Genomic DNA, 436 nt, shown 5'->3' with positions numbered 1-436 from the left:
GCCGTGGGCAGGAAGCACTTGAACAGCGCCGCGTCATACAGGTCATGGGTAGCCGGGGTGTCCGGCAGCAGGTTGATCACGTAGTCGACCTGGCCAACCATGCGCGGCAAGTCGGCCAGGGCCGCCACCTCGACGAACGGTGCCTGTTCCCGGGCGGTGCTGGCCACACCGTACAGCACCACACCAAACGGTTGCAGGAACTCGGCCACACGCTGGCCAATGTCGCCGGTGCCGACAATCAGCACCTTGCGCCCTTCCAGCGTGCGCCCCGGGCGGTCATCCCAGCGCCGCTCGACCTGGCTGACCAGGCGCGACAGCACCTCGCGCTCATGGCCAAGCATGTAGGTCAGCATGTACTCGGCCATCACCTGGCCGAAAATGCCCACCGCACGGGTCAGGCGATAATCACGCGGCAGGCCGTCGGCCAGCAACGGCG

Annotated in this window: 1 protein-coding gene; it reads right to left on the bottom strand. The window is 67.0% G+C overall.

Features of this window, described 5'->3' with window-relative positions; translation table 11 throughout:
- Positions 1 to 436 (bottom strand): NAD(P)-dependent oxidoreductase (locus tag EOE48_RS28865; RefSeq protein WP_281292811.1); only part of this gene is annotated, 436 nt, incomplete at both ends.

Source organism: Methylobacterium oryzihabitans (assembly GCF_004004555.2).
GTDB lineage: Bacteria > Pseudomonadota > Alphaproteobacteria > Rhizobiales > Beijerinckiaceae > Methylobacterium > Methylobacterium oryzihabitans.
Note: the sequence above shows the minus strand (reverse complement) of the source record. Positions and strands in the feature narration are given on the sequence as shown.